Annotated in this window: 19 protein-coding genes and 1 tRNA gene; 13 read left to right on the forward strand and 7 right to left on the reverse strand. The window is 62.3% G+C overall.

What is annotated here, in order from left to right:
• Nucleotides 1–226: 226 nt before the first annotated feature.
• The 3 genes from AC4P1R_RS01480 to AC4P1R_RS01490 all read right to left on the reverse strand — a co-directional run bounded on the left by AC4P1R_RS01480 (nt 227) and on the right by AC4P1R_RS01490 (nt 7,086).
• Nucleotides 227–1,573, reverse strand: a complete 1,347-nt coding sequence (locus AC4P1R_RS01480; RefSeq protein ID WP_492176801.1) for an IS5 family transposase — start codon at nt 1,571–1,573, stop codon at nt 227–229.
• A gap of 285 nt (nt 1,574–1,858) precedes the next feature.
• On the reverse strand, nt 1,859–3,541 hold the full coding sequence (locus AC4P1R_RS01485) for an ABC transporter permease (protein ID WP_492177325.1): 1,683 nt from the start codon (nt 3,539–3,541) through the stop codon (nt 1,859–1,861).
• 200 nt (nt 3,542–3,741) lie between these two features.
• A complete protein-coding gene (locus AC4P1R_RS01490; RefSeq protein WP_492177326.1) occupies nt 3,742–7,086 on the reverse strand; it encodes an ATP-binding protein in 3,345 nt (1,114 codons plus the stop codon).
• 209 nt (nt 7,087–7,295) lie between these two features.
• Between AC4P1R_RS01490 and AC4P1R_RS01495 the strand changes: the two genes are divergently transcribed.
• Both AC4P1R_RS01495 and AC4P1R_RS01500 read left to right on the forward strand, forming a co-directional pair.
• On the forward strand, nt 7,296–7,745 hold the full coding sequence (locus AC4P1R_RS01495; protein WP_225190597.1) for a phasin: 450 nt from the start codon (nt 7,296–7,298) through the stop codon (nt 7,743–7,745).
• 150 nt (nt 7,746–7,895) lie between these two features.
• Nucleotides 7,896–7,972 (forward strand) — tRNA-His (locus tag AC4P1R_RS01500).
• Between the two features lie 14 nt (nt 7,973–7,986).
• Here the strand turns inward: AC4P1R_RS01500 and AC4P1R_RS01505 are convergent.
• A complete protein-coding gene (locus AC4P1R_RS01505) occupies nt 7,987–8,868 on the reverse strand; it encodes a LysR family transcriptional regulator (protein ID WP_273361183.1) in 882 nt (293 codons plus the stop codon).
• Nucleotides 8,869–8,981: 113 nt separating this feature from the next.
• Here AC4P1R_RS01505 and AC4P1R_RS01510 point away from each other — a divergent pair, with 113 nt between their 5' ends.
• From AC4P1R_RS01510 to AC4P1R_RS01520, 3 genes are all read left to right on the forward strand, one after another.
• On the forward strand, nt 8,982–10,478 hold the full coding sequence (locus tag AC4P1R_RS01510; RefSeq protein ID WP_273361182.1) for a CoA-acylating methylmalonate-semialdehyde dehydrogenase: 1,497 nt from the start codon (nt 8,982–8,984) through the stop codon (nt 10,476–10,478).
• 227 nt (nt 10,479–10,705) lie between these two features.
• Nucleotides 10,706–11,824 (forward strand): YjgN family protein, encoded by a 1,119-nt coding sequence (locus AC4P1R_RS01515; RefSeq protein ID WP_492177329.1) that lies wholly within the window; start codon nt 10,706–10,708, stop codon nt 11,822–11,824.
• A complete protein-coding gene (locus AC4P1R_RS01520; RefSeq protein WP_492177330.1) occupies nt 11,814–12,866 on the forward strand; it encodes a M48 family metallopeptidase in 1,053 nt (350 codons plus the stop codon). Before AC4P1R_RS01515 ends, AC4P1R_RS01520 begins: the two co-directional genes overlap by 11 nt.
• Before the next feature lie 250 nt (nt 12,867–13,116).
• Here the strand turns inward: AC4P1R_RS01520 and AC4P1R_RS01525 are convergent, their stop codons facing one another.
• Both AC4P1R_RS01525 and AC4P1R_RS01530 read right to left on the reverse strand, forming a co-directional pair.
• Nucleotides 13,117–13,590, reverse strand: coding sequence for an acyl-CoA thioesterase (locus tag AC4P1R_RS01525; protein WP_492177768.1), 474 nt, complete (start codon nt 13,588–13,590; stop codon nt 13,117–13,119).
• A 351-nt stretch (nt 13,591–13,941) separates the two neighbouring features.
• Nucleotides 13,942–14,985, reverse strand: a complete 1,044-nt coding sequence (locus tag AC4P1R_RS01530; RefSeq protein ID WP_069459436.1) for a Fe(3+) ABC transporter substrate-binding protein — start codon at nt 14,983–14,985, stop codon at nt 13,942–13,944.
• Nucleotides 14,986–15,172: 187 nt separating this feature from the next.
• Here AC4P1R_RS01530 and rirA point away from each other — a divergent pair, with 187 nt between their 5' ends.
• From rirA to AC4P1R_RS01570, 8 genes are all read left to right on the forward strand, one after another.
• Nucleotides 15,173–15,637, forward strand: coding sequence for an iron-responsive transcriptional regulator RirA (gene rirA, locus AC4P1R_RS01535; protein ID WP_069459435.1), 465 nt, complete (start codon nt 15,173–15,175; stop codon nt 15,635–15,637).
• Nucleotides 15,638–16,003: 366 nt separating this feature from the next.
• Entirely contained in the window at nt 16,004–17,599 is a 1,596-nt protein-coding gene (locus AC4P1R_RS01540) for an ABC transporter substrate-binding protein (protein WP_069459980.1), read from the forward strand.
• A 109-nt stretch (nt 17,600–17,708) separates the two neighbouring features.
• Nucleotides 17,709–18,713, forward strand: a complete 1,005-nt coding sequence (locus AC4P1R_RS01545) for an ABC transporter permease subunit (protein ID WP_069459434.1) — start codon at nt 17,709–17,711, stop codon at nt 18,711–18,713.
• 10 nt (nt 18,714–18,723) lie between these two features.
• A complete protein-coding gene (locus tag AC4P1R_RS01550; protein ID WP_069459433.1) occupies nt 18,724–19,632 on the forward strand; it encodes an ABC transporter permease subunit in 909 nt (302 codons plus the stop codon).
• A gap of 1 nt (nt 19,633) precedes the next feature.
• A complete protein-coding gene (locus tag AC4P1R_RS01555; protein WP_083265366.1) occupies nt 19,634–20,488 on the forward strand; it encodes an ABC transporter ATP-binding protein in 855 nt (284 codons plus the stop codon).
• Complete coding sequence (locus AC4P1R_RS01560; protein ID WP_069459432.1) at nt 20,485–21,312, forward strand: dipeptide ABC transporter ATP-binding protein; 828 nt, start codon at nt 20,485–20,487, stop codon at nt 21,310–21,312. The genes AC4P1R_RS01555 and AC4P1R_RS01560 overlap by 4 nt, the downstream gene beginning before the upstream one ends.
• Nucleotides 21,313–21,565: 253 nt before the next feature.
• A complete protein-coding gene (locus AC4P1R_RS01565; protein ID WP_069459431.1) occupies nt 21,566–21,910 on the forward strand; it encodes a RidA family protein in 345 nt (114 codons plus the stop codon).
• 390 nt (nt 21,911–22,300) lie between these two features.
• A complete protein-coding gene (locus AC4P1R_RS01570) occupies nt 22,301–23,443 on the forward strand; it encodes an AI-2E family transporter (RefSeq protein ID WP_425353240.1) in 1,143 nt (380 codons plus the stop codon).
• 101 nt (nt 23,444–23,544) lie between these two features.
• On the opposite strand, the gene AC4P1R_RS01575 is transcribed toward AC4P1R_RS01570, so the two are convergent.
• Nucleotides 23,545–24,342, reverse strand: a complete 798-nt coding sequence (locus AC4P1R_RS01575) for a response regulator (RefSeq protein WP_151610854.1) — start codon at nt 24,340–24,342, stop codon at nt 23,545–23,547.
• Between the last annotated feature and the right edge of the window lie 169 nt (nt 24,343–24,511).

Here is a 24,511-nt window from a genome sequence, read left to right on the forward strand (position 1 = left end):
GGGAAGTAAGGTTCTGTTAGGATTTGGCAGCGCAAGGTCTCGTTAACTTGAGGCCGACCGACCCCGGGCACGGTACCGCAGCAGAGATGCTGCCGCCGACATGACGTCGCGAGTTCTCGAGCATTTGTTGGTTAGCATCGACTTGAGGGGCGGCTCGGAGCTGCCTCTTTTTTTGTCTGCGGCAGGCTGCCGCCTTCCTGCTGTCGACCGTGAACAATGACTATCGCTAAGCGGCGCGCGGGTTCGCTCGGGCGTGCAGCCAGGCGAGCAGCAGCCACAAAAGCTGCCTCAACCAGTTGAGAAGGAGCGAGAAGTTGTAGCCGGCGGCGGCCAGGACGGCGTTGTTGGCGTCGCCGTGTTCGCTGGCGAGATAGTTGCGGCCCATGCGGTGCTCGGCCTTGAGATGGCCGATGACCGGTTCGACGGCGGAACGCCGCCGCATCTCGCGCTTAATCGCCGGCGTGACGCGGCGTTTCTGGCCGCTGGTGAAGACCCTGAACCTGTGGCTCTCCGGGGCATTGTGGCCGCGGTAGCCGGCGTCGGCGAGAATGCGGCCGATCTCGTTGCCGATGGTTTTCTCCATGTCCGGGATCACGGTCGCCAGCGTGTGGCCATCATAGGGATTGCCGGGCAAGGCCTTTGCATGCAGGGCAAACTGGCCGCCCCTCGAGCGCTTGAGCGTGGTGGCGACGGAGACCTTGACGCCGAACTCGTACGGCCTGTGCGCCTTGCCTTTGCCGATACATTCGACCTCCGGCGCGTGCAGGCTGTAAATCTTGCGGCCGCGCTGGCGCTGCCGCTGCTCCAGAACCGTCGAGGCCTGGTGGAGCGGCCAGAGGAAGATCGCCCGCAGCTTCTCGTCATCGCCGATCTGCCGGCGAACGTCGCGGACGGTGCGGCCGAGATAGGTCCTGAGGGTCCGCAGCGCCTTGTTGGCCCGCTTGAACTGCTTGGCATGGGCGTAGCGCTGGTGCTTGATCAGCGCCAGCTTGCCGATCCGCAGATAGGTCTGGCGCAGCTTCACGCCGGTCTTCTTCGCCAGCCTCACCAGTCGCTCGCGCGCCCGGTGGAGGAGCTTCGCGTCGGTCGGGAACATCACGTTCTTCGGCTGCACGGTGGTGTCGACGATCACCCGGCGTGTGTCGGCCGGCTGCATCGCCCCGGTCTTGACCGCCACCGCCAGGCTTTCCTGCAGCAGCGCGGTCAGCCGCTCCTCTCCCATGCGCCCTCGCCAGCGGGTCATCGACGAGCGGTCGAACGGCAGGTCATGGCGGAAGAACTCTTCGCCGCACAGATATTGGAAATAGGGGTTCTCCACCCAGCGGGCGCACAGCTCCTCGTCCGACAGGTTGAAGGTATGCTTGAGGATCGAAAGCCCGGCCATCAGCCGCGTCGGCAGCGGCGGCATGCCGGGGCCGTCGCTATAGACTTCACCGAAGTGGCGCTCCAGAAACGGCCAGTCGATCGCCTGCGCCAGCCGCACCAGTTCGTGCTTCATGTTGATGATCTGATCCAGCCGGGAGCGGAATAGATCCTGCTCCCCCGTCTCGCGCCGCTCGCGTGGTCTCGACATCGCCGCTCCTCGATTCACCGCCGCTAAACCGAGTGAATCACGCCGCGCTGAAGGCGCAAACCGCAAAATCAAATTGCAAGAAAAGCGCGCTTAGCCAGCGCCTTTCTTGCAACACTGTACCGCAGGAAAGCAGAAATTACAGAGCGCTTTCAGAGACGTACGGATAGTTCACGGACGACTCCTGCTCAGTCGCGCGTCTTTTCTGACAGGCAAGGAGCCGCTGTAACTCTTTGAATCTGCGCTTCACGCTTTCCGAAGATCGGGTACCATTTTCGAACCGATGCGCTACGACCGATTTTCCAGAGAACGCGAAACGAGAATGACCGGGATCATGCCGGCAATGACGATGATGATCGCCGCGACGGAGGCGTCTTCCACCCTTGCACGCGAAGCGTCCTCGTAAACGAGTGTGGCGAGCGTGTTGAAGTTGAAGGGGCGCAGCATGATGGTGGCTGAGAGCTCCTTCATCGTCTCGATGAAGACGAGAAGGGCGGCGGTTAGAACCGCCGGCCGCATCATGGGCAATAGCACGGTGCGGAGCGTCTGGGCGCTGGTCCGGCCGAGCGCGCGTGCGGCCATGTCGAGATGTGGCGAGAGCTTGTGAAAACCGGCCTCGAGCGTGCCCTCGGCCATGGTGAGGAAGCGCACCGTGCAGGCGTAGATGATCGCAAAGCCGGTCCCGCTCATGATCAGGCCGGTGGAAACGTCGAAATACGCGCGCATCCGGGCATCCAAGGCGTTATCGATTGCGGCGAGCGGGAAGAGGACACCGATCGCAAGCACCGTTCCCGGTACTCCATAGCCAAAGGAGGCAAGCCGCCCCGCGACGTCCGTGATCGGCGAGCGTCCCGTGCGGGCGGCGTAGGCGAGTACGAAGCCGAGGAACACCGACGCGAGCGCCGTCAGGCCGGAAACCAGGACACTGTGCAGGAAGGCGTCCAGGAGCCGTGGCGCGAGGAACTGGTCGAGACGCCTCAAAGCAAAGTTACCGAGGACGAGGAAGGGAACTCCAAAACCTGAGAGCACGGGAAGGAGGCAGGCGGCGGTAGCCGCCCACTTCTTCCAGCCGGCCAGCTTGACCCGCACCACGTCGTGGACGGCTGCCGTCGTCTTGTGGCTTGCAAAGCGCTGCCTGCGCCGCGCCGCGCGCTCGATCATCATCAGCCCGATGACGAAGACGAGCATGATGCAGGCGATCTGCGCCGCACCGGCGAGGCTGCCGCGGTTGAGCCAGGTGTCGTAGATGGAGAAGGTGAGCGTCTGAACGCCGAGGAATTCGACCGCGCCGATGTCGTTCAGCGTTTCCATGGCCACCAGGGTGAGGCCGATCATGATCGCCGGCCGTGCCATGGGAACCTGCACAAGCAGGAAGACCCTCACCGGGCCTGCGCCGAGGGTGCGCGCGACATCCGCAGCCGCGCGACCCTGCATCAGGAACATGGAGCGGCAGGCGAGATAGATATAGGGGTAAAGGACCGAACTCATCACCAGCACGGCGCCGCCGAGCGAGCGAACGTCGGGGAACCAGTAGTCACGGCTCGACTGGAAGCCGAAGAGCGCCCGCACCAGCCCCTGAACCGGACCGGTGAAAGTCAGGAATTCACCGAAGGCGTAAGCCGCCAGATAGGCGGGGATCGCAAGCGGCAGCACGAGGGCGGCGGAGAGCATGCGGCGCATCGGAAAGTCGCAGGTGGCCGCCAGCCACGCGGTCAGAATGCCGATGATTGCCGTGAACGCGCCGGTCAGCGACACAAGCAGGAGCGTTCGCGTGACGGCGCGCGGGACGACATTCTCCACCAGGTGCGGCCAGTCCGCATTGCCGCCGGAGACTGCAAGCCATGCGATAGCAAGAATCGGCATCAGCACGACGGCCGAAGAAAGCCCCGCCCAGCTCGCGAGCATCCGATGGGTAAGGCCGGTGCCGGAGTTGGCATGCCGTCGTCTGAGGCTTTTGGCGATGAAGTGCAATCGATCCATTCCAAGGCGATATTGCCCGACGCGCCGGAAACCGGTTCTCGCGGGTCAAGTTTTCGTTACAGCATTAGCGCATCGGCCCGGGAATCGGAACCGATTTTCGGAAGGTCCGGTTGCGCAGATTCCAAGAGGTGCAGCGACCTGAGCGCGTCTGCAAGAACGTGCGGCGGTGGAGAGCCTGAAGGCCCCGCGCGTCAGTTCGCCAGGACGCGTTGCGAGGGGAAGGCGATCTCCACCAGAGTGCCCTCGTTCGGGGCGGAATTGATCGAGAACTGGGCGCGGTTGGCCTCCGCCATGGCCTTGGTCAGCGGCAGGCCGAGCCCCGTGCCGTCGCCTCGCTTGCGCCCACCGGTCGTGACCTGCCTGAACGGCTTCATCGCCTGGTCGAGTTCGTTGCGCGTCATGCCGACGCCGGTGTCGCGGATCCGCAGGATGACGCTGCCGTTTGCCTCGTAGGCGGTCGACACCACGATCTGTCCGCCGGACGGGGTGAATCGGATAGCATTCGCCAGTATGTTGAGCGCGATCTGTTTGATCGACCGGCCGTCGGCGACGACCTCCGGCACGGAGGTCGAGAGCGATGTGCGGACGATCACGCGCTGGCTGTTGGCCTGCGGTTGAACCAGCGAAACCGCCTCGGACACCGCCTCGTTGAGATCCACGGCGCTGAAATCGAGCTCCATTTCGCCCGCTTCGATCTTCGAGATATCGAGCAGGTCGTTGACGATGTCGAGCACATGGCGTCCCGAGCGGCCGATATCGCCGGCATATTCGATATAGCGCGGATGACCGATCGGACCGAAATGCTCGCTCGCCATCATGTCGGAAAAGCCGATGATGGCGTTGAGCGGTGTGCGGATCTCGTGACTGACGCGAGCCAGGAACTCCGTCTTGTGGGCATTCGCCGTCTCCGCCGCCCGTTTGGCATTGCGCAATTCATCCTCGGTGCGTTTCCACTGAGTGATGTCGCGGATGACAGCGCAATAGCCGTTCGAGGAGGAGAGGCGGCCGATCGTCATGAACAGCGGGATGAAGCCGCCACCTGCTTCGCGTCCGATCACCTCGCGGCCATCATTGAGAACGCTCGCGACGCCGTGGCCGGAAAGCCCCTGGAGATAGTCGATCACCGCTCTCTGGCTCTCATGAGCGAAAAGGGCGGCAAAGGGTTTACCGCGCATTGCGTCCTCGTCATAGTTGAAGAGCGCGCTCGCCGACCTGTTCATCGTGCGGATGTCGCCGTCCTGGCCGAGGACCACGACGCCGTCGGTGGCGGTCTCCAGGATCGAGCGAAGCTCGTCGATTTCGGTCCGCAGCTGCGCTTCCGTTTCCGCGAACCTGACGGCGTCCTGCGGCTCGCTCGCATCTGCACGCGCTGCGGTCGGACTGATGGCGAGCATGAGCGCGCTTCGTCCTTCCCAGCGGATCGAATGCAGATGGGCGGTGACAGGTGTGAACTCGCCGCTTTCGCGGACGAGCGTCATTGTGCCGTCCGGCTTGGACGCCTGGGACTCGTCGCCAGTGGTAAAGAGCGCCGCAAGGCCCCCCTCGCGGGCAAAGGCCCCGAGATCCGCGTAGCCGGTGAGCCGCAGGAATTCCGGATTGGCGTGCAGCAGATCGTCGCCGTGATGGACGAGAAGGGCGACAGGCAGGCGGTCGAGGATCTCGCTGCTCATGGCAAGGCCCGTGCGCGCCGGAACGGCTTCGTCGCCGGCTGGCGCGCGAGACCCTTCGCTGCCGGTCGCCGGTTTGGGCGGCTTGCTCTCGATTGCCGGAGCGGATGGCGTCTCTTCGGCGAAGGGCGCTTGTGCTGCCGTTGGCGTTTCGCCTGCGGCATCCGCCGCCGGCGCGCCGAAACGGGTGCCGAGCTGCCGCGCAATCTCGCGGAAGGCGGCCTGTTCGCCGCGGGTCAAGGTTCCCGAGCCAGCCGGCCGGCGCAGGTCGAGATCGATGATCTTGTCCGAAGATGGCCGTTCCGGCGGATCGACAACGCGAAGCGCGGGCCGCTCGCCGCCAAAGGCGTCCTCTGCCGCCGTTTGTTGATCGGAGCTCGTTTCGGAATCCGAACCGGTACCGATCGCGGGCTCTGCCTCGGTTTCGGTTTCCGGCTCCGGACCAGCGGCTGCCTCTGGCTGCCCGTCCGCAGTCTCTGAGGGGGTGTTCTCCTGGTGCAGCGTGCCTCCAAGCGAAAGACCGCTCGCCTTTTCATCCACCACCGCATCGGCGCCCCGCACGATGCCGAAGCCGCGGAAACCGTCGAATTCGCGTGTTCGGGAGTAGGTGGGGAGGGCGGCGAGATCGACCGGCACCTTGAGCCTCGTCCCCTCCACCGGCCAGAGGATCGTCTTGCCCGACCAGGTATCGCGGCGATGCAGAAGCTCGTTGATCTTGTTGTCGGGGTCGAGGTCGTAGCGGGAGGCAAGCTCTTCGAAGGTCAGACCCACGACGTCGGCAGCGTTCGGCCCGACCGCGGAGGCGAATTCCTCGGAAATCTCGCTGAAACGCCCTTCCGCATCGATCTTCCAGACGAAACGGACGGCGCGCCCGCCCGGATCGAAGCTGAATTCAGTCGCCGGCGCTGCGCCTTCACGCGCGTCCCTTGCCGCCTCATCCGGCTTCTCCGGCTCTGTGGCTTGCTCGCTCGGCGCGTTCGCCTCGTTCAGAGACTCTGGCAGCGCTTCTCCTCGCGCCTCGGCGAAGGCAGCGTCGCCGACCTCCCGCGCCATCGCCGCGGTGGAGGCCGCGCCCGAAGCCGGGTCCTCCGTCATTTGCGCCGGCTGCTCCGGCACGGCCGCCTGCGTCTCGGTCGTCGAGGCAGCCGCTTCCTCCTTCGCCGGCTCGGTCGTGTTCTCGATCGCTGCGGCGGTCGCTTCCTCGATAACGGCTTCCACGGCGAAGAGGAGATGGAGAGCCGGGTAGTCGGAAATCTTGCCGATGGCGGCCGGCAACTGCCCCTTATCGGTGGCGACCGGACGCTTGATCAGCCTGTCCTTGTCGCGCGCGACTGCTGTCACGAGTGTCCGCCGTACCGGCGCCGGCAGTCCCAATCGCTCGAAGCCCGAGGACTGGGCAATGATCTCTCCCTCGTCGTCGAGCACGGCCATGTGCGTGTCCGGTCCGTCGAGGCCAGCGATCATCGCAGCGGCGCGCTCCTCGGTCGAGAGCGCCTTGCCGTTGTGCGGGGTTGTGAAGAGGACGGCCTCCTCGTCCGGCCCGATGCGGATCAGTTCCACTGTCGCATTGAGGGGAAGTCTGCGGAAGCCGGAGGACATCCGGATGAGGAGCTGCCGACGGTCGCCGACCGTGACGAGCTGGGCCGCGGCGGTGCGCAACTGGCGCAGAGAAAGATCGCCCGGGTCGAGCGCGCTGTCAATGAAGTCGTAGACCGAGGCCATGCCGAACAGCCTGGCGCCTTGATCGTTGGCCCAAAGCACCCGCGCGAGATTCTTGGAAAATAGGACAGATGCATCCCCGTGGGCAAAATGCTCCCGCACCCGTGCATGCACGGCAATGTCGATGAAGGGGTATCGTCTCGCGGGCATTGGCAGGCCTATTGACTGGTCGCGTGCGCGTTAACACTCTATTAATATCCGGCCCTATCGCGAGGGTCCAGCAGTGCCCCCTGATCCGCAGCGAGTTTCACGACGCAAGGTTAATGGGCGCCATCTTGTGCATCGCACAAAAAATGTTGCATCGCACAAAACTTTCGGTTATAAGATGTCCAACACCCACACACCAAGGAGCAAATGCCATGGCCACTGCCAAGAAGACCGAAGATGCCTTTGCGATGTCCTTCGACCCGTCGAAGTTCGTCGGGAGCTTCCGTGAATTTGCCGAAAAGGGCGCCGTCCAGTCGAAAGAGGCGTACGCCAGGATGAAGACTGCAGCCGAAGAGGCAACGAAGACGGTCGAAGCAACGTTCGAAAACGCTCAGTCGGGCTCTGTCGAACTCGGCCTCAAGGCCATCGACGCGCTGCGCACCAATGCTGAAACCTCGCTTTCGCACATGGAAGCACTACTCGGCGTGAAGTCGATCTCGGAACTCGTCGAACTGCAGACGGCCTTCATCCGCAAGCAGGCCGAGCTCGCCGTCGAGCAGGCCAAGTCGATGCAGGAAGCCACTCGCAAGGTCGCTGAGAATGTTGCCAAGCCCGGCAAGCAAGCCGCCGAAAAGGCGATGTCCAGCTTCAAGGGCGCTTGATCGTCACTCCCGTTTCGATCGATACCATTGCAAGAGACCGGGTGGCTTGCCATCCGGTCTTTTTGCTGGATAATCCGAACATAAGGCTTGCAAATCGATGTGAGTGACCGTATGTGAGCCGCCAAGCGACTTGAGGGTCGCTGCCCGAGTGCGGTTGTAGCTCAGTTGGTTAGAGCGCAGGTTTGTGGCACCTGAGGTCGGTGGTTCGAGACCACCCAACCGTACCACTCTTTTCATCCTTTCACGCGAAGATCTGATGCTCGGCCGTCACCAGTTCCTGCAGGAACGAGACGACCGTGCGCACGCGCACCAGATCGCGCGCGCTTTCGTGATAGGTCGTCCAGTAGGCGCGGCGGATCGTCGTCCCTGGCAGAAGGCGGACCAGTTCCGGATATTGCCGGGCAATGTAGTTGTGCAGGATGCCGATGCCGGCGCTGGAGCGGACGGCCTCGGTCTGACCGGTGGCGCTGGAGATTTCGAAGGAGGCGTCCCAGCTGCGCATGATCTCGGCGGAGAAATTGAGCGATGGCGTGAAGATCAGGTCCTCCACATAGCCGATGCGGCGGTGGTTCTTGAGATCGTCGACCGCCTTCGGCGTGCCGTATCGGCCAAGATAATCCGCCGATGCGTAGAGACCCAGTGTATAATCAGTGAGTTTGGACGATACGAGACGCCCCTGTTCCGGCCGCTCGATGGTAATGGCGATATCGGCCTCGCGCTGCGACAGGGAGAAGGAGCGCGGTACCGGCACAAGCTGCAGCTTGAGCTCAGGATAGCGTGCGGTCAGGCGACCGAGGCGCGGTGCCAGGAAGGAAACGCCGAAACCGTCTGGAGCGCCGATGCGCACCGTACCGGCGATCGCCGTGTCGATCCGCCCGATCTGTGACTGGGCCGCCAGCATTTCCGTTTCCATGCGCTCGGCGGCCGCGAGAAAGACTTCGCCCTCGGCGGTCAGTTCGCAGCCGCTCGGGCGCCGCACGAGAAGCCGCGTCTTCAGGGTTTCTTCAAGTGCGGTGACGCGCCGGCTGAGCGTGGCATGGTTGAGCCCGAGGCGCTTTGAAGCGGCGAGAATCTGGCCCGTCCGCGCTACGGCGAGAAACACTCTGACGTCGTCCCAGTCCATGCCGTCGCTCCAGGTGCTTTGATTTTTGCACAACGGTTCCTGAATATCGGAAATTGAATTGTTGAAATCGTAGTGCGATCATGCGCTCCAGATCAAGACCAGGAGGAACCCCCATGTATGTAATCGGACATTTCATCGACGGGAAGCGCGTCCCCGGCACGAGCGGCCGCGTAAGCAACATCTTCAATCCGGCGACGGGCGAAGTTCAGGGCACCGTGGCGCTCGCGAGCGACGCCGAGCTTGCCGCTGCGGTGGAAAGCGCCAAGGCGGCTCAGCCGAAGTGGGCGGCTACCAACCCGCAGCGTCGTGCGCGCGTCTTCATCAAGTTCGTGCAGCTCTTGAACGAGCATATGAACGAATTGGCCGAGTTGCTCTCCCGCGAGCACGGCAAGACCATCGAAGACGCCAAGGGTGACGTCGTTCGCGGCCTTGAGGTCTGCGAATTCGTCATCGGCATACCGCATCTGCAGAAGAGCGAATTCACCGAAGGCGCCGGCCCCGGCATTGACATGTATTCGATCCGTCAGCCGGTCGGCGTCGGCGCCGGCATCACGCCGTTCAACTTTCCGGCGATGATTCCCATGTGGATGTTCGCTCCGGCGATCGCCTGCGGCAACGCCTTCATCCTGAAGCCGTCCGAACGCGATCCGTCCGTGCCAATCCGCCTCGCCGAACTGATGATCGAAGCCGGCCTGCCGGCGGGCGTGCTCAACGTCGTCAATGGCGACAAGGGCGCGGTCGACGCGATCCTGACGAATCCGGACATCGGCGCCGTCTCCTTCGTCGGCTCGACGCCGATCGCCCGCTATGTCTACGGCACCGCGGCGATGAACGGCAAGCGCGCGCAGTGCTTCGGCGGCGCCAAGAACCATATGATCATCATGCCTGATGCCGATCTTGACCAGGCCGCCAATGCGCTGATCGGCGCCGGCTACGGCTCCGCCGGCGAGCGCTGCATGGCGATCTCGGTTGCCGTTCCGGTCGGCGAGGAGACCGCGAACCGCCTCGTCGACAAGCTGGTGCCGATGGTTGAAAGCCTGCGCATCGGCCCCTATACGGACGAAAAGGCTGATATGGGCCCGGTCGTCACCAAGGAGGCGGAGGCGCGCATCCGGAGCCTGATCGACAGCGGCATCGAGCAGGGCGCCAAGCTCGTCGTCGACGGCCGCGACTTCAAGCTGCAGGGCTATGAAAACGGCCATTTCGTCGGCGGCTGCCTGTTCGATCACGTCACGCCGGACATGGACATCTACAAGACGGAAATCTTCGGCCCCGTTCTGTCGGTCGTGCGTGCCAAGAACTACGAGGACGCCTTGTCGCTGCCGATGAAGCATGAATACGGCAATGGTGTCGCGATCTACACCCGCGATGGCGATGCGGCGCGCGACTTCGCCTCCCGCATCAATATCGGCATGGTTGGTGTCAACGTTCCGATCCCGGTGCCGCTCGCCTACCACTCCTTCGGCGGCTGGAAGTCCTCGTCCTTCGGCGATCTCAACCAGCACGGCACGGACTCGATCAAGTTCTGGACCCGGACGAAGACCATCACCTCGCGCTGGCCCTCGGGCATCAAGGACGGCGCCGAGTTCTCGATCCCGACGATGCGATAACCACTACAGCGTTTCTCAGACGCAAGGTCGATGCGCTAGATCTCCTCCCTCTGCTGAGCCTCCTTCGGGAGGCTCTTTTTTGTTGCATTGCGCGCGGCTATACAACTAACTAACCCCGATAAGCCGGGTGATCGTGTGACGATTCGCACTGTGGTGGACGAACCATACGGCTGATCGCCTGGGGGGTGCTCACGCAGGGCCGGCCTGTCTGATCGAGGGGATACGTCATGGTGTTGGTCGAACCATTGCCCGCGCAGCGCGTCGGGCAGGGCAGTTTCGGGCGCGCGGCCGAGGGGAACGTTCAACGTCTCTCCTTCACGGGCAGCGCCGGTGAATATTTCGGGATCTGGATCGTCAATATCCTGCTGACGATCGTCACCCTCGGCATCTATTCGGCTTGGGCCAAGGTGCGCCGCAATCGCTATTTCTATGGCAACACCGTACTGCTCGGCCGCGGCTTCGACTATCACGCCAGGGGTGGCCAGATCCTGCTCGGCCGCCTGATCGTCTTTGCCTATCTGGTTTTCTACAATGTCATGCTGACCTTCGTTCCCTTCGTCGGCATCGGCCTCGGCGTGGCTCTCCTGTTCCTGGTTCCGTGGCTGCTTGCGCGAGGCCTGCGCTTCAGCGCCAGGGTGACGAGCTACCGCAATGTCCGTTTCGATTTCCTCGGACGCGCCGGCGGCGCGTTTCTTGCCTTCGTAGTCGGACCGGTCATGGCGGCGATCACCCTCGGCATTCTGGCGCCGCTCGCCAGCCGCTGGACCTATCGTTACATCGGTAACAACCTGCGCTACGGGGACAAGGGCTTTTCGACCGCTCCCTCCCTCGGCTCGATCTACAGAACCTGGGGCATCTCCGCAGCGGTGATCGTTCTCGGGCTGCTGATCGTCGCCTTCATCGCCTTTCTCAACCTGGCGGTCGTTGCCGCAGCGGTCGGGAATCCCGATGCGCTTCCGCCGGAAATGCAGGTGTCGCTCGGCCTGCTCGCAGCGCTCGCCTATATCATGGTTCTGGCGATCTTCGGCACGGCGGCGCTCATCTATCGCGCCGGCGTCCGCAATGTCGCCTGGTCCGCCACCAGTTTCGATGGCAAGCACCGGCTCTTGAGCGACCTCTCGCGTCCGCGCTATGCTTGGATCGCCGTCTCGAACTTCGTTGTCACGCTCGTTACCCTCGGCCTCATGCGGCCTTGGGCCGCCGTTCGAATGGCGCGCTACGTGAACGAGCATACGGGCGTCCGCTTCGAAGGGAATGTCGGCGAGGTCTTCTCGTCGAGTGCAGCACAGGGTTCGGCGGTCGGCGCCGAGTTCATGGATATAGAAGGCTTCGACTTTGGCTTCTGAGACGGCGGCGATTGCCCAGGGCGAGTGGCATCCGGCGGGATCGAGCCGCTCCGTGCCCTGCCGCCTGGTCGAAGATGGCGAGCGCCTCGTCGTCTGCGACCAGACGCAATCCGAACTTGCAGGCGGCAGCTTGTCCTCGCTGGAGATTTCCGCCCGCGTCGGCCGCATTCCGCGGCGGATCACCTTTCCCGACGGGTCTCTCTTCGAAACGGGCGAAAACGATGCGGTCGACCGGTTTCTCGCTCGAGCGGGCCGAGGCCGGCAGGGCATCATCCATTGGCTGGAGCAGTTCCATCCGCGGCTGATCGCTTTCGTCGCCACAACCATCCTGCTCGGTGCGCTGGTCTACCGCATTGCGTTGCCTGCGCTCGTGGAGGTGGCCGTCGCCGTCACGCCTCCGATCGTGCCGCAGATCATGTCGGCCAGCACGCTGGAGACTATGGACCGGACGGTCCTTGGCCCTTCGAAGCTCAATGAGGCGCTACGCGGCCGAGTTCTCGACGGGTTCCGGCGCATTGCGGCGCTTTCCCAGGGCGGTGAGGCGGCTTACGCGCTCAACTTCCGCGAAGGCGGACCCGTCGGCCCCAATGCCTTTGCGCTGCCCGACGGCACGCTGATCCTCACCGACGAACTGGTGGAGCTTGCAGGCGGCGACATAGAGATGATCGTTGGGGTGCTGGCGCACGAAATCGGCCATGTCGAGCACAAGCACAGCCTCCGGCAGTTCTATCGTGCCGCGGGCGTTGCCGGTCTCGTCATGTTGATTGCGGGCGACATAGGTTCCGGCGCAGAGGACGTCCTGGTGCAGGGGAGCGGCCTGCTCGCGCTCTCCTACTCGCGCGCCGCCGAGGCGGAGGCGGACCGCCATTCCGTGGCGTTGATGATTAGGGCAGGCTTCGATCCGACCGCGATCGCCCGCTTCTTCGAACTGCTGGAGACGAAGCTTCACGACCGCTCCGAAACAAGCATTTTCTCCACCCATCCTGGCACGTCGGAGCGCCGCAAGGCCATCCTGGAGATCGCCGCAGAGCGGAAGGACTGACGGCATCTACTCTTCGCCGGCATCGCCCTACGGCACACTTTGCGCGCTTTTTCAGGCGCGCAAAGGGCGCTGTGATTCCTGGAATCTGCGCATCGGGCTGCGCACCACGCTTTCCGAAAATCGGCGACGTTTTCGGGCCGATGCGCTACTACAGCGCCGCGCGTCTTTCAGAGGCGCAAAGGTCGCTGTAACTCTTTGAATCTGCGCATCGAGCTTTCCGAAAATCCGGTACGATATTCGGGCCGATGTGCTAGGAACCTGCCGCCCGGAAGCGCTCCTCGAACTCCCGACGCAGCTCCCGCCTGACCTCGGCAGCGCGGTGGCGGCGCTCCCTTGTGCCCGGCTCAGGGGCGTAGGACGGCACGCTCGTCGGACGCCCGTCGGCATCGACGGCGACCATCGTGAAATAGCAGGAATTCGTATGCCGTCTCTCGCCGGTGCGGATATTCTCGGCCTCGACCCGGATGCCGACCTCCATCGACGTCCGGCCGGCATAGTTGATGGAGGCGCGAAAGTGGACCAGTTCGCCGACATGGATCGGCTGGCGGAAGACGACTTGATCGACCGAAAGGGTCACGGCGTACTGTTTCGAGTAGCGCGAAGCGCAGGAAAACGCGACCCGGTCGAGCAGGTTGAGGAGTGCCCCGCCATGAACCTTGCCGCTGAAGTTCGCCATGTCGGGCGTCATCAGCACGACCATTTCAAGCTGGCTCGAGTCATGCATCTTGTCCAATTTTCCCTCCGGATCCCGGCGGCGCCGCCGTTGTTTCTCAGCTTTGAAGAGAATCGCCGCTTCGTGTCTATCGGTCAATTGCAGAGGTGTCGTGCCCCTAGCGCATCGGCCCGAAAATCGTACCCGATTTTCGGAAAGCTCGATGCGCAGGTTCAAAGCGTTACAGCGACCTTTGCGCGTCTGAAAAGACGCGCGGCGCTGTAAACGAAGAACAGCGGGCTTTCGCCCGCTGCTCTATGGCGCCGTGCGTCCTTTAGGACTCACAAAGAATGCTGGACTTCGAATCTGCGCATCGACCCCGAAAGCCGAGCCCGATTTCCGGGGTCGATGCGAGAATGTGCCTCAATCTTGCGGACCTTCGTTGTAGCCCACCTTGTCGACCAGTTCCGAGGCCTTCTTGCGGTTTGCTGCGATCTCGGCGAGTGGCAGCGTATCGGGCTTGATCGGTCCGAAGGATTTGACCACTTCGGACGGTTCGACGCCCGGCATGACCGGATATTCGAAGACCTGCTCGGCATAGATCTTCTGCGCTTCGCCTGAAGAGAGGTATTCCATCAGTTTGATCGCATTGTCCTTGTTCGGTGCGTTCTTGGCGAGCGCCATGCCGGAAATGTTCACATGCGTTCCGCGGTCCTGGGCATTCGGGAACAGGACCTTGATGGCGGATGCCCACTCCTTCTGCTCTGGCTCCCGTTCGTTGGTCATCATCAGGCCGACATAGTAGCTGTTGCCGAGCGCCAGGTCGCACTCGCCTGCAAAGATGGCCTTCGCCTGGCTGCGGTCACTGCCGTCCGGCTTCCTGGCCAGGTTGTTCTTGAGGCCGGTCAGCCATGTTTCCGCCTCGGCCTCGCCATGATGCGCGATCATGGAGGCGAACAGGCCGATATTGTAGGAATGCTGGCCATCGCGGGTGCAGATTTTTCCCTTCCATTTCGGGTCTGCCAGCTCCTCATAGGTGATGTCGTCCTGGGCCACGCGGTCCCTGGAGGCGTAGACGACGCGGCCGCGGGTCGTCAGGCCGAACCAGTTGCCGTCCGGGTCGCGGAAATGCTCCGGGATGTCTTCGTTGATCGTTTCGTTGACGACCGGCTGCGTCACGCCGCCTTCCTCGGCTTCGGTTAGACGGCTGATGTCGACCGTGAGGATGACATCAGCCGGCGAGTTCGCGCCTTCCGCCTGGATGCGCTCGACGAGGCCCTTGTCGAGAAAGAGGACATTGGTCGCAATGCCGGTTTCCTTGGTGAACGCGTCCAGGAGCGGCTGAATCAGGTCCGGCTGCCGATAGGAATAGATGTTGACCTCGCCCTCGGCACGGGCCGTGACCGAGCATGCCAGGAAGGTCGCCGCCATCGACAGAATGCCGATCAGCGCTTTAGAGACGTGCATGGTGTTTCTCCATTTCTTGCTTAAACTTAACCAAGCCGATCATATTTGTTTACCGCGCCGGTGAAGGCAGTCAACCGGGAAAGGGTGAAGTTGACTGCGTTCGTATGTTTTTCCCTTTTTGGAATTGTTCCAAACTGCAATCCGTCCTATATGATGGGGAACCGAATTCTCGATTCCGGAGTGGACGATGCGTCTGACGAAGCAAACGAACTACGCGGTTCGCATGTTGATGTACTGCGCTGCGAACAGCGACAAGCTCAGCCGCATTCCCGAGATCGCCAAGGCCTACGGCGTTTCCGAGCTGTTCCTGTTCAAGATTCTGCAGCCGCTGACGAAGGCGGGCCTAGTTGAAACCGTGCGCGGGCGCAATGGCGGCGTAAGGCTGCCGAGGCCGGCGTCGGAGATCAGCCTCTTCGACGTCGTCAAGGTTACCGAGGACAGCTTCGCGATGGCGGAATGCTTCGAGGCTGGTGAAATCGAGTGTCCGCTCGTCGACAGCTGCGGCCTCAACGCCGCTTTGCGTAAAGCGCTGAATGCCTTCTTCGAAGTGCTTGAGGGCTATACGATCGACGACCTGGTCAAGGCCCGGCCGCAGATCCACTTCCTGCTGGGCATCGAGGAGCCGGCACGCCCCCAGACCTCGGCAGCCTAAGGCTTTCCGAGTGAATGAGGGCGGCTTTCGCGCCCTCTTGGCAAACGTGCGTCCTTCAGGAGGCACGCAGCGGGTTGTTGAATCCCTGCAGATTTCCGTGACCCCGTGGGGAACCCGCGTGGCAGAGAGTGCCCGTAGCGGCGCGCCTGCGCGTCGGCGCAGGCAACCTGTGCGAGCGGCCGCATTCAGAAATCGCATATTGCCGGCCATCTCTATTTGTGGAAGAATTTTTCGCCTAGACAAATTTCTGGGGCGACTTATTGCATTGCGACGGCAAATATCGTTCCATCCGTTCTTGACCGGATGGAAAATTTCTTGCCGCGTCGGAAATACGAGAACAAAAAAGCAAAACTGGGAAGCAAGCTCATGAAAAAGCTCACGACTCTCTTCGCAGCGACGGCGCTTGCCACGCTGATGGCCGGTTCCGCCTGGTCGAAAACGTTCGTCTATTGCTCGGAAGGCTCGCCGGAGGGTTTTGACCCCGGCCTCTACACGGCCGGTACGACGTTCGATGCCGCGGCGCATACAGTTTACAACCGCCTGTTGGAATTCAAGAAGGGCACCACGGAGACCGAGCCCGGACTCGCCGAGAGCTGGACGATTTCCGATGACGGCCTCGAATACACCTTCAAGCTTCGCCCCGGCGTGAAGTTTCAGACGACCGAATTCTTCACGCCGACCCGTGACCTGAATGCCGACGACGTGATTTTCTCGCTCGAGCGCCAGTGGAAATCCGACCACCCGTGGCACGGCTATGTATCCGGCGCATCCTGGGAATACTTCTCTGGCATGGGCATGCCGGACCTGATCGAAGCGATCGAGAGGGTCGACGACATGACCGTCAAGATCAAGCTGAAGCGCAAGGAAGCGCCGTTCCTCGCCAATCTTGCCATGCCCTTCGCCTCGATCATGTCGAAGGAATATGCCGACAAGCTCGAAGCCGACGGCAAGATGAACCAGCTCAACCAGATGCCCTTGGGCACCGGCCCCTTTGCTTTCGTCGGCTACCAGCAGGATGCGGTCATCCGTTACAAGGCCCATCCGGACTATTGGGACGGCAAGCAGAAGATCGATGATCTGGTCTTCTCGATCACCACCGACGCGGCTGTTCGCTATCAGAAGCTGAAGGCAGGCGAGTGTCACCTGATGCCCTATCCGAATGCGGCCGACGTCGAATCCATGAAGGCCGACCCGAACCTGAAGGTCATGGAGCAGGCCGGCCTCAACGTCGCCTATCTCGCCTATAACACGACCCAGGCACCGTTCGACAAGGTCGAGGTTCGCAAGGCGCTGAACAAGGCGATCAACAAGCAGGCGATCGTCGATGCCGTCTTCCAGGGCCAGGCAACGCCGGCGACGAACCCGATCCCGCCGACCATGTGGTCCTATAACGACAATATCGAGGACGATACCTACGAGCCGGAAGTCGCGAAGAAAATGCTGGAGGATGCCGGCGTCACCAACCTGTCGATGAAAGTCTGGGCGATGCCGGTTGCGCGGCCGTACATGTTGAACGCGCGCCGTGCCGCCGAACTGATGCAGGCCGACTTTGCCAAGATCGGCGTCAACGTCGAGATCGTCACCTACGAATGGGCCGAGTATCTCGAGAAGTCGAAGGACAAGAATCGTGACGGCGCGGTGATCCTGGGCTGGACGGGCGACAACGGCGACCCGGACAACTTCCTCGACACGCTGCTTGGTTGCGATGCGGTCGGAGGCAATAACCGCGCGCAGTGGTGCAATCAGGAATTCGACGACCTGGTGACGAAGGCGAAGGAGGCCTCCAGCATCGCGGAGCGCACCAAACTCTATGAAGACGCCCAGGTCGTGTTCAAGCGCGAAGCCCCTTGGGCAACGCTCGACCATTCGCTGTCGATCGTGCCGATGCGCAAGAATGTCGAAGGCTTCGTACAGAGCCCGCTGGGCGACTTTGCTTTCGACGGCGTTGATATTGTAGAGTAATCTTAACAACCGAACCGAAGGGGGCGTTTGCCGCCGGGCGAACGCCCCTCTTCCTTTTTGCCCGGTGGCGCCGCTAGCGAGGCCGCGCACCATGGCATGAGGTTTGACTATGTTCCGATTCTTGCTGGGGCGACTGGCGGTGCTGATTCCGACGTTCATCGGCGTCTCCATCATCGCCTTCTCCTTCATCCGTCTCCTTCCCGGCGACCCTGTGGCGCTGCTTTCGGGAGAGCGGGTCATGTCGCCGGAGCGGCATGCCGAAATATCCCACCAACTCGGCTTCGATCGGCCGATCGTCGTGCAGTATCTCGATTATCTTTGGGGTGTTGTGCGCGGCGATTTCGGCGTGTCGATCGTCACCAAGAGGCCGGTAATCGACCAGTTCTTCGAACTTTTCCCCGCGACGGTCGAACTGTCGATCTGCGCGATCGTCTTTGCCATCGTTCTCGGCATTCCCGCGGGCGTGATCGCCGCCATCAAGCGCGGCTCGGTCATCGATCAGATCATCATGGGCACGGCGCTGGTTGGATTCTCGATGCCGATCTTCTGGTGGGGCCTGCTGCTGATCATCGTCGTTTCCGGCATTTTGCAGTGGACTCCGGTTTCCGGCCGTATATCGCTCATGTTCTTCTTTCCGTCGGTCACCGGTTTCATGCTGATCGACTCCCTCTTGTCGGGGCAGGAGGGCGCGTTCCAGTCCGCCTTCAATCACCTGATTTTGCCGACGATCGTGCTCGGTACCATTCCGCTTGCCGTCATCGCCCGCCAGACGCGCTCGGCGATGCTGGAGGTGCTTTCCGAGGACTATGTGCGCACCGCCCGCGCGAAAGGGCTCTCCACCTTCCGGGTCGTCGGTATCCACGCGCTGCGCAATGCCATGATTCCGGTCGTCACCACGATCGGCCTCCAGGTCGGCGTCATGCTGGCGGGCGCCATCCTGACGGAAACGATCTTCTCCTGGCCGGGAATCGGCAAATGGATGGTCGATTCCGTATTCCGGCGCGACTATGCCGTCATTCAGGGCGGGCTCTTGATCATCGCTGGCGTCATCATGCTGGTGAACCTCGCCGTGGATCTGCTCTACGGCCTTATCAACCCGCGCATCCGGCATTGAGGAGGACGATATGACCGAAGTCACTATCGATACGTCGATATCGACCGATCCCTCCCGCCGGGCGAGGCTCGCCGAGTTCTGGTTCTATTTCTCGGAAAACCGGGGTGCCGTTATCGGATTGGTGTTTTTCCTGTTCCTGGTGGTGCTCGCCCTGGCCGCGCCGCTCGTCGCGCCGCATGACCCGACCATCCAGTTCCGCCAGTCCGTTCTGCTCCCGCCTTTTTGGGAGGAGGGGGGCCGGCTCGAGTTCCTTCTCGGCACCGATGCCGTCGGCCGGGACATGCTCTCGCGCCTCATCTACGGCACCCGCTTCTCGCTGTTCGTCGGCGTCATCGTGACGACCCTCTCCTTGACGGGCGGTATCCTGGTCGGCGTCGTCGCCGGCTATTTCCGCGGCTGGGTCGACACCTTCATCATGCGGATCATGGACATCATCCTGGCCTTCCCGTCGCTGCTGCTCGCGCTCGTTCTCGTGGCGGTACTCGGGCCGGGCCTCACCAATGCCATGATCGCCATCGCGCTCGTCTTCCAGCCGCATTTCGTCCGCCTGACGCGTGCGGCGGTAATGGCTGAGAAAACCCGCGACTATGTCGTCGCGGCAAAGGTCGCCGGCGCAGGGCACCTCAGGCTGATGTTCAAGACGATCCTGCCCAATTGCATGGCGCCGCTGATCGTCCAGGCGACGCTGTCGTTCTCGAGTGCAATCCTCGATGCCGCGGCGCTCGGCTTCCTCGGCATGGGCGCGCAGCCGCCGATGCCGGAATGGGGAACCATGCTCGCGGAGGCGCGCGAATTCATCCTGCGCGCCTGGTGGGTGGTCACGCTTCCCGGTCTCGCGATCCTGTTGACCGTGCTGGCAATCAATCTGATGGGCGACGGCCTGCGTGATGCGCTCGACCCGAAGCTGAAGAGGTCCTGACATGGCGCTACTCGAAATTGAAAACCTCGTCGTCGAATTCCAGACGGCTTCGGGCCTGTTCCGGGCGGTCGACGGCGTGTCGCTCAAGGTCCACGAGCGCGAGGTGCTGGCGATCGTCGGAGAATCCGGGTCGGGCAAATCCGTCTCCATGCTTGCTGCAATGGGTCTCCTGCCTTGGACCGCGAATGTCACGGCGGACAAGCTCACCTTCGACGGACGGGATCTTCTGACCATGTCGGCCGCCGAGCGGCGCAAGATCATCGGCAAGGAGATCGCGATGATCTTCCAGGAGCCGATTGCGAGCCTCAATCCGTGCTTCACGGTCGGTTTCCAGATCGAGGAAGTGCTGCGCATCCATATGCGGCTCGACCGGGCGGCGCGGCGCAAACGGGCCATCGAGCTCTTCGAAGCCGTCGGCATCCCCGATCCGGCCGAGCGCCTCGGCCATTTCCCACACCAGATGTCGGGCGGCCAGTGCCAGCGCGTGATGATCGCGATCGCGCTTGCCTGCAATCCGAAACTCCTGATCGCCGACGAGCCGACGACGGCGCTGGACGTGACGATCCAGAAGCAAATTCTCGATCTTTTGATGAGGTTGCAGGCAAAGCATGGCATGGGTCTCATCATGATCACCCACAATATGGGAGTCGTGGCGGAGACGGCGGATCGCGTCGTCGTACAGTACAAGGGCCGCAAGATCGAAGAGGCGGACGTGCTGTCGCTGTTCGAAGCGCCGAAGAGCAATTACACGCGCGCGCTGCTTGCGGCGCTCCCGGAAAACGCGACCGGCGACCGGCTGCCGACGATCTCCGAACTGTTCAACGATCAGCAGATCCTCGAGGGAGCCGCGCGATGACCCCTGTTCTCGAAGCCCGGAATCTCGTGCGCGACTATCATGTGCCCGGCAGCCTTTTCCGCAAGGCGCGCACCGTTCACGCGCTGAAGGGCGTCAGCTTCACGCTTGATGAAGGCAAGACGCTTGCGATCGTCGGCGAAAGCGGCTGCGGCAAGTCGACGCTCGGGCGCATCCTCACGCTGATCGATCCGGCAACGGCCGGTGAGCTGCTGATCGACGGTCGCAAGGTCGACATCGCCCGGGAGGGGCTGACGTCGGAGATGCGCCGCAAGGTGCAGATCATTTTCCAGAACCCGTATGGCTCCTTGAATCCGCGCCAGAAGATCGGCGATATCCTGACCGAGCCGCTCGTCATCAATACCAAGGTGCCGGCAAACGAGCGCCGCGACCGGGCGATGGCCATGCTCAAGAAGGTCGGTCTCGAGGAGAAGCACTATAATCGCTATCCGCACATGTTCTCCGGCGGGCAGCGGCAACGCGTCGCGATCGCCCGCGCTCTCATGCTCAACCCGAAACTTCTGGTACTGGACGAACCGGTGTCGGCGCTAGATCTTTCCGTCCAGGCGCAGGTCCTGAACCTGCTCGCGGACCTGCAGGATGAATTCCAGCTCACCTATGTCTTCATCAGCCATGACCTGTCGGTGGTGCGCTACATCGCCGATGACGTGATGGTGATGTATTTCGGTGAGGCGGTGGAATATGGCAGCCGCGACGCGGTGTTTTCCGACCCGCAGCATAGCTATACGAAGACATTGTTTGCGGCCACGCCGCGCGCCGACGTGGCCAGCATCAAGGCGCGGCTGGCGCGCAAGAATGCGGCCTGAGCCACGTCTCTTTTCGACGGAAGGAGACAACTTCTTGGAGTTCTCCTCCCGATCATGTAGAGCTTCGCCGCCCCGACCGCATGTCCTGCTGAATCGACCGCCAGTTGAGGAAGAGGACATGTCGGGATTGTAGTTGCTGCCGCACCTTTGCGCCTCCGATTGACGCTACGGCGCCGCAGTGAAAAGGCCCTGCGGCGGTCAGCCATTCCCGGCCGGCATATTCCTGCCCGGCCCCAACATCAGGATGAGGATTATGGAAATCAAGCGCTTCGAAACCGGCCCGCGGATGAGCCAGGCCGTTGTACACAATAATACGGTCTACCTGGCCGGTCAGGTCGGCAACGCCGGTGACGACGTCGCCACCCAGACGAAGCAGGCGCTCGCCGAAGTCGATCGCCTGCTCGCGCTTGCCGGCACGGACAAGACGCGCATCCTTTCGGCAACGGTCTGGCTCGCCGATATGGCCGACTTTGCCAAGATGAACTCCGTCTGGGATGTATGGGTCCCGCAGGGTCACACGCCAGCCCGCGCCACCGGCGAAGCAAAGCTTGCGACGCCTGAATATCTCGTCGAGGTGATCGTCACGGCGGCGCTGTAAGACCTGCTGCCATTGAACTAGTCATTGCGGGTACGCCGCCGGTTGCCACGCCGGCGGCGTCTTGCTTTTGCGGCTGCATGTCTTTGTCCTTACGGCGTCGCGCGTCTTTTCGAATCCGCGCAATTCCGAAAATCGATGCGCGAGACCGAGGTGGATTTGAGGGGACGTCGCTTAACAGGAACGATTTTCCGATCGATGCGTTTCTCAGCAACCCCGCATGTGACCGGTGCCTTGCGTACTCTATGGCTTACGCGATGCGGGATGGTGATGGGGTTGGACCACTTACCGTGATGCGTTGCAGTTCCTGAAGGGACAGCTTGAAACAACGGCTTGTCCTGCAAGAGTTGCGCATTCGGTTCTCTCGGAGAGACTTCGTTGAAGAAGGTACCGGTGGACACGGAAAAAGACGCAATGGCGCTTGACGCACGCCGGCGCGACGCCCGGAACGTTGTAGCCGACGAGGTTGCTGCGGGCGAGGCCCGGACGGCACTTGCGCCCGGCCATGGGGGCATGGACCCGCTGGTTGTCTGCAGCATAGTGGGCCTGTTCGTCATCGCTTGTGCGTCCGCCCTTTCCGCGCTGGCGGCGGTGCTGGTGCCGATAGCCTTTGCGATCATCGTCGGCATCGTACTGGGCAGGGCGGCGGATGGATTGACCCGCTTCGGCTTGCCGCCGCTTCTCGGCGGCCTGCTTTTGGCGCTCTGCTTCGTCGTCGGATTGTTCTTCCTGGTGAACGCCCTTCTCGTGGCCGTCACGGAGGTAGCGAGCGAAGCCCCGCGACTGGCGGAGAACATCATCGAACGGGTCTTGCCGTTCTTCAATCGCTTTAGCTGGCTGCGGCTGGCGCTCGCCCGAGGGGCAAGCGAGGAGGCGCTCGCCGATGCCGCGGTGGAAAATGCGGGTCCGCTTCTCGGCACCGTCGCCACCAGCCTCACGCCGGCGCTCATTCAAACCCTGGTATTCCTAGCGGCGCTCGTCCTGTTCCTGCTTGGCCGGATCCATCTGCGCAGCACGATCATTCTGGCGGTCCCGAGCCGCGACGGGCGTCTAGGCGCAATCCGGATTATGAACGCGATCGAGGAGGCCCTTACGCGGTACTTCGCGACCACGAGCCTGATCTACATGGCGCTTGGCGTGTTCACGATGGTGATTGCCCTGGTCGGGGGCCTGCCTATGGCGCCGCTCTGGGGCCTCTTCGCCTTCGTCTCGAGCTACATTCCCTATCTCGGGGTGACCTTGATGACACTTTCCCTGCTGGTCGGCGGCTTGATGATCCACGACGCGCTGATCGTTGCCCTGGCGCCGGTGATCGCCTTCACCGTCATTCACCTGACGATGGAGAACCTGATCGTGCCGGCAATCCTCGGCCAACGCTTCGAAATGAACCCGTTCCTCATTTTCATCGCGATCATCTTCTGGACATGGATGTGGGGTGCGGTCGGGGCCATTCTCGCCATGCCGCTTGCGCTGATTGGGATGACGATCTTCGAGCAGGTCCGCGACACGTCTAGCGAGCCTCAACTGCCGGGGTAATGCTACTGCATGTCTCCGTAATCTGACCTTGCTTCCTGCGCGTCTGATAGGATGCGCGGCGCTGTCGGTCGCGAGAATGCAGCCGCCGCGTTTCGTGGCTATCAGCGATGCCCCGCATGGGCCTGTTCGTCGAAAAACAGCGCCTGGCTGATCAGCGCCTTCACCATTTCCGGATTGAACGGCTTGGTTACCAAGAAGGCAGGCTCAGGTTTGTTGCCGGTCAGAAGCCGTTCCGGGAAGGCGGTGATGAAGATCACCGGGACGGCCGCTTCCGTGAGAATTTCGTTGACCGCGTCAATCCCGGAGCTGCCGTCGGCAAGCTGAATGTCCGCAAGCACCATCTTGGGGGATGTCTTGTGATAGAGGTCGAGCGCCTCCTTATGCGTGCGGGCAATTCCCGTCACCCGATGTCCGAGGCTTTCGACCATATCCTCGATATCCATCGCGATGAGCGGCTCGTCCTCGATGATCAGGACATCTGTTGCGACCTGCTGCGAGATTTCTTCCGACGCACTGGAAAGCAGCGTGGAAAATCCGCTCTGGTCAAGAGACATGATTTCGGCCGCCTCGTCCATCGAAAACCCTTCGACCGCGACGAGCAGGAACGCCTGCCGGGGTGCGGGCGCGATCAGCGACAGATTGGCCGCGGCCCTCCGTTCCCAGGCATACGACGACACCAACTGGGATCGGTCGACCTTCAGCTTGTCGAAAAGCGAGCAGAACAGCTTGTAGAGGCCGATTCGGTCGTTGGAAGCCGTTGGGAAGAGGCTGACGTCGTCGATGAGTTCTTCCAGCACGGCGGCGACATAGGCATCGCCTGCCGCTTGCGAGCCGGTGACGGCCCGAGCATAGCGTCGCAGATAAGGAAGATGGGGCGCAATTCTGGTGGAAAGTGACATTTAGACCTTCCTAAACTATTGTGCGTTACGATCCCGATTTTGCAGACGGTGGGGCATGCGGCGGGATACGTCAAGGTGTCGATCACGTCTTTGGGAATGCGGAGGGAATTGAGCAATCGATGACGGCATTTATCTCGACAGCGGCCGGCACGGTGCGTGGGTTCCCGCA

The organism is Sinorhizobium sp. Y406 (assembly GCF_058732025.1).